Here is a 275-nt window from a genome sequence, read left to right on the forward strand (position 1 = left end):
ATCGAGGCCGCCATGCGCGAGGCGGAATCGGCGTTCGGGGACGCGACGGTCTTCCTCGAGCAGGCGGTGATCAACCCGCGGCATATCGAGGTGCAGATCCTGGCCGATCAGCACGGCAACGTCATGCATCTGTTCGAGCGCGACTGTTCGCTGCAGCGGCGGCATCAGAAGGTGATCGAGCTGGCGCCCGCGCCGAATCTGGATCCCGCACTGCGGATGCGTATTTGCGCCGACGCGGTGGCGTTCGCGCGTCAGATCGGGTACTCGTGCGCGGG

The 275-nt window shown here is 66.5% G+C and carries 1 pseudogene; it reads left to right on the forward strand.

The features are described from left to right. Window positions 1–275, forward strand: a pseudogene (locus ACPCUW_RS35245) (carbamoyl phosphate synthase); the annotation flags it as partial.

Source organism: Nocardia sp. AB354 (assembly GCF_049538315.1).
GTDB lineage: Bacteria > Actinomycetota > Actinomycetes > Mycobacteriales > Mycobacteriaceae > Nocardia > Nocardia nova.